The 4,931-nt window shown below is 64.2% G+C and carries 5 protein-coding genes; all 5 read right to left on the bottom strand.

Translation table 11 applies throughout. The features are described 5' to 3' along the window. Positions 1–237 precede the first annotated feature (237 nt). A complete protein-coding gene (locus J1M81_RS26750) occupies positions 238–366 on the bottom strand; it encodes a hypothetical protein (RefSeq protein ID WP_256385638.1) in 129 nt (42 codons plus the stop codon). 179 nt (positions 367–545) lie between these two features. Then, a complete protein-coding gene (locus tag J1M81_RS24580; RefSeq protein WP_076599981.1) occupies positions 546–788 on the bottom strand; it encodes a DUF2892 domain-containing protein in 243 nt (80 codons plus the stop codon). Between the two features lie 236 nt (positions 789–1,024). Further along, positions 1,025–2,326 carry an APC family permease gene (locus tag J1M81_RS24575; protein WP_206499037.1) on the bottom strand — a complete coding sequence of 434 codons (1,302 nt, stop codon included), beginning with the start codon at positions 2,324–2,326 and terminating at the stop codon, positions 1,025–1,027. 65 nt (positions 2,327–2,391) lie between these two features. Beyond that, positions 2,392–3,873 carry a multicopper oxidase family protein gene (locus J1M81_RS24570; protein WP_096905124.1) on the bottom strand — a complete coding sequence of 494 codons (1,482 nt, stop codon included), beginning with the start codon at positions 3,871–3,873 and terminating at the stop codon, positions 2,392–2,394. Beyond that, positions 3,870–4,136 carry an SHOCT domain-containing protein gene (locus J1M81_RS24565; RefSeq protein WP_003862069.1) on the bottom strand — a complete coding sequence of 89 codons (267 nt, stop codon included), beginning with the start codon at positions 4,134–4,136 and terminating at the stop codon, positions 3,870–3,872. Before J1M81_RS24565 ends, J1M81_RS24570 begins: the two co-directional genes overlap by 4 nt. Positions 4,137–4,931: the final 795 nt, after the last annotated feature.

The following is a 4,931-nucleotide window of genomic DNA, read 5'->3' as shown; positions in this document are numbered from 1 at the left end:
ATTGGAGGGCAGCAGGGGCTCTATCCGCTCCCACTGCTCGTCGGTGAACTGGCGAAATCGTGACTTCGTCTGTCCCATACGGCCACGGTCTCGCGGGTCACCGCTCAGCTATGGGAGACACGCCCTAGTGGCCGCTGCAGCCATCTCGGTGTCCTCCAGCCTTGGAAATCGCGTCGTGCTCGCTCCTGGTCGGTTCAATGCTGAGCCGATTGGATCCCAGGAGCGTGTAGTGGCGGGTTAATGGCCGTGGCCACCGGGCATTGCGAACATCATCAGGCCCATCATCGCCACGCACAGCGCGCCAAACACGATCACTCCGGTGCCTGCGACCCCGGTCACCAGCAGGACCCCGACAAGAACGAGCATCGGGACACAACACGCGAGCATCATCCAACGATGACCGGAGCGTCCGGGCTTCGAGGGCTCGGGCGGGTACTGCTCTTCCAGAGGCCCATCGCTGTAGGGGGAAGCCGACCCCGCAACGGGGGGCTGATCAGGGGGCGCGTCTAGTGGCTGGCGCCGTCGCTCCTGGGGTGATTGCTCGCTCATGAGGGGTGTCCTTTCCGAAGCGGGAGGCGGCCCAATTTTTTGTACAGTGGACAGTGCCCGGTCCCACCAGTGACGATCAGGTCCAGACCAGCCACGATCAACAACAGCTCCACGATCACCGCGCCCGTGGAGTCCGCCTGGCTGAGCAGAATTCCTCCGCCAACGACACCGAGAAGACCCAACACGATGCGAGCGCCCCTTTCGATAGGGGTGATGTTGATACTCCATCTCGCCTGCATCGTTTCCTCCTGGGTGCTCGATCCAGCCCCGAGTGCACGGGACCATTGATCGGTACACCCCCAATCTGCCAAGTGTTTGTGAAGGACGAACTGTCCTTCACGTGAAGGTTCGGTGAAGCCGGTACGGCGTGTGCCACAAGTGTGGGGAGATGCGCGCCTCAACGCGCTCAGCGGACGCGCGTCGTGCGGCCTGAATCGCGCTGGGTTGGTTGGAGTCTCTGGTGTGCTCTGTGTTCTCACTGGTGTTGGTGGTGTCGCACGGCGAGCCACTGGGCGAGGACGATGGCTAGGGCCACTAGCGCGGTGGTGACGAGGGTGAACGGGTCCGATTGGCTCTTGGTGAGCAGGAAGGGCACCAGTACCGCGAGGTCAAGGATGATCGCGAGCAACGGGATCCAGGAGTTGGCGGCGACGTCGTTTTTGAGACGGCGGATGATCCCGAAGTGGATGGCAATGTCCATGGCCAAATACAAGATAGCGCCAAGGGAGGCGATCTGGGAGAGGTCGAAGAAGGCGGCCATCACGATCGCCAGCCCGGCGGTGATGTAGAGCGACTGATGTCCTGGCCGGCCGGGCAGGCCCGGGGCTTGGCCCATTTCTCGGAGCATGTCGTAGAGCTTCGAGACTGAGAATAGGCTCGCGATCAGTCCAGACAGTGTGGCGACCACCGCGATAAGCACGGTTATTCTCATGCCCCAGTCGCCGAACATCGGCTGGGCTGCTTCGGCCAGTGCGTAGTCGCGGGCCTCGATGATCTCTGGCACGGTCAGGCTCGCAGTGACTGCGACGGTGATCAATAGATAGAGCGCCGTGCACAGGGCGATGGAAATAATGATTGAGCGGCCGATATTGCGCTTGGGGTTCTTCAGATCCCCGCCGTGGTTGGTGATCGTGGTGAACCCCTTGTACGCCAGGATGCATAGGGTGACACCGGCGAGAAAGCCCACCCATCCCTGGTCTGGTGGCGTGCGTCCAGCGGCGGTAATGAGCCGGGGCAGGGAGGAGAGTCCCGCGGCGAGGATTCCCGCGATCGCCAGCACCGCGATGCCGACGATCTTGAGCGCTGCGGTGACCGTGGCAGAGCGCTCCACTAGTTGGTTGCCCACCAGGTTCACCAGTGCGGCGCCGGCGATGGCGAGGACGGCCAGCACCGGGACCCACACGTCGGAGTCCTGCATCCCGAACGGTCGCAGCATGTAGGTACCGAAGGTTCGGCCGAGAAGGGACTCGGCGAGGATCATCGACACGTACATGAACAGCGAAACCGAGCCAGCCACGACCCCGGGTCCATACGCGGCTTTGAGTTGCATCGCGATTCCGCCCGAGGAAGGGTTGGTGGCTGAGTAGCGGATGTAGGAGTAGGAGCTGAAGGCCACCACCACTGCCCCGGCAAGGAAGGCCCACGGCATCCACCCCCCGGCCAGCTCGGCGACCTGCCCTACCAGGGCGAAAATGCCCGCCCCGATCATCACCCCCGTCCCGAGCGCAACGGATCCAGTGAGGGTCAGTGAGTTCGAGGACTGGGCGCTGCGATCCATGCGGTACCGTACTTTCTTCTCGTCGGGCGGGGTTGGCGGTGTGCTTGCGGTCGGGTGCGCCGAGTTTAGCGGGCCAGGATCGTGCCCATCATGCCGAGGTCCTCGTGGTCGAGGATGTGACAGTGGTAGACGGTGCGGCCGACGATGTCGTCGAAGGCCACGCGGATGGTGACGCGGCCGAAGGCCGGAATGTTGACCACGTCCTGCCAGGTGGGTGACTCGCCGTCGTCGAGGACTTGCATGGGCCACACGTGCAGGTGCATTGGGTGGTCCATGGGGCTGGTGTTGGTCAGGGTCCATTCCTCCACAGTTCTGGCGCGAACCGTGATGTCGTTTCGGTCGGCGTCGAACTGTCGGCCGTTGATGGTGAACGACATCATCGATTCGGCTCCGCGCATCCCACGGCCCATGCCCATGCCCATGGCGAATTCCAGGGTTCGACGGGCAGTTACCGGTGCGGTGCGCAGGTCCCGCAGGGCCGGTCCTGCGGGCACGGGATCGGGTTCGTCCGCCGGGGGCCCAGTCACGTCCAGCGTGAGCAGACCGATCGGCTCGTCGTCCGCCGGGAACGCACCGGCCATGGGTCCGCCCATCATGCCAGGCATGGCGCCGCGGTCCACCGGGATGCTGAGCAGAGTGGAGGTGCCCTGGCGAGCGTCCACCAGGAGTTCGACTCTGTTTCCGGGAGCCAGCGTCACCTCGGTGAGGTCGACAGGTTCGGGTAGGCGGCCGGTGTCACGGCCGAGCAGGCGCAGAGACTGACCATCCAGGGTCAGGCGCAGGTAGCGGGACGGGCAGGCGTTGACGATCCGCCACTGCTCTCGCTCTCCCGGCGAAGCGGTGGCCCGGGGCCGAACCTGGCCGTTGACCATCACTATCTCGCCTTGACGGCCCATCATCTTCTCGGGCGGGGACGCGGCAGCCGGGTTGCCAGTGCCGTCGAGGGTGATGTCGGAGACGACCAAGGTGCGCTCACGGGACACCGGGACCGGCTCGGGGTCCTCAACAACGATCGCTCCGTAGAGTCCGGCCGCCAGTTGGTCAGCGACATGGCCGTGGTGGTGGGGGTGGTACCAGAAAGTCCCGGGCGGGTGGTCGTTTGGCAGGACGATTTCGTAGTCGAAGGACTCGCCGGGGGAGATGCTGACGAAGGGGTTGTCGCCATTGCCCTCGGGGGAGACGTGCAACCCGTGTACGTGCAGGTTGGTCGGGGTGTCGAGTTCGTTGGCAATCGCCACTCGGATCGTGTCTCCGCCCCGAACGCGCAGGGTGGGGCCTGGGAGTGTGCCGTTGAACGCCTGCACGTTTGCGTTTCGCCCGCCGATCTTGACCCGGGCGGGGGCGGCGACCAACTCCAGATCGAGCACACCGTCCCGACTGGCCACCACGTCCGGCTCGAGAAGGTCGTCACCACCGTCGGAGAAGCCACCACTGTTCGTGGTGTTGCCCTCACTGACGGTCCACCACAGGCCGGCCCCGCCCACGGCGGCGGTGCCGGCCCCTGCCAAACCCAGTGCGAGGAGCTGCCGTCGGGTCAGCTCGCTCACTGCCGTCCCTCGCCCAGAGTGTGTAGTCGCTCCCGGTACTCCTCGGTGGTTAGCTCTCCACGGGCGTAGCGTTCGTCCAGGATCTCTCGCGGCTGGCGCGGGCGTTCCCCGGTTTTGACATGCTCATGCCCTCCGGTCTGGCCCCGGCCGCCGGTGAACGCTTTCGCCAGGACGACGGTGACCACCACCGTGCCCAGAATGACCAAGAGCCAGAAGATCCACATCCAGCCCATTCCCGAACCCATCCCGTTGTTCCACATCATCGCGATCGTCCTTCGCTACTTCTCAGTCCCGAGCGTGTGGCCCGCCGGTGTCTGGGGGGTGGTGGCGCCGGGTGCGGGGCGTGGCGGTCGGTCTGGAGACCGTGGATCGGCATCGGCACCGAGGGTCTGGGTGTGGAGCAGCACGTGCAGGATTCAGCGATCGCTTCCAACGGAAGGTTACTGCGAGGCTGGATAGACATCTTCTCCTCTTCATATTCGTTGCTGGTGCTCACTGGAACACCTCCAATTATACCCCTATGGGGTGTGTGGGGTAGGTGGTTGAACCCGGCTCACCCATCGATTGGTCCCTGGGTGTCTCACGCCTGGGGAGCGGTCCCTGTCAGGGCGACAATGAGGCAGAGCACGCTGGCCCAGAACACGCCCAGGCCAATGGCCACCACGGTTACACTCGCCCACTCCATACCGCGCCCCTGTCTTCCGGTCGAGTTCCACATTGGCCGGTACGCCCGCGTATTTGTGTGGAGATCAGGTGGAGGTCTGATCAAGAATTTCCGCTGGCGAGCTGACACTCAGGACAGGCTGGAACGATCGAGACCATGGTGGAGAACCCTCGTGCCCTCGAAGATGGGGGAAATTTGGGGAAGGGTGAGTTCGCAGAAACTACAGCTCGGCATCGTTTAGTGGCCCTTCATAGTGAAGGGCCCGTTTAGGGCGTGTCTCCCATAGCTGAGCGGTGACCCGCGAGACCGTGGCCGTATGGGACAGACGAAGTCACGATTTCGCCAGTTCACCGACGAGCAGTGGGAGCGGATAGAGCCCCTGCTGCCCTCCAAT

This window comes from Rhodococcus sp. KRD175 (assembly GCF_017168275.1).
GTDB lineage: Bacteria > Actinomycetota > Actinomycetes > Mycobacteriales > Mycobacteriaceae > Rhodococcoides > Rhodococcoides fascians.
This window is presented reverse-complemented; position numbering and strand designations above follow the sequence as displayed.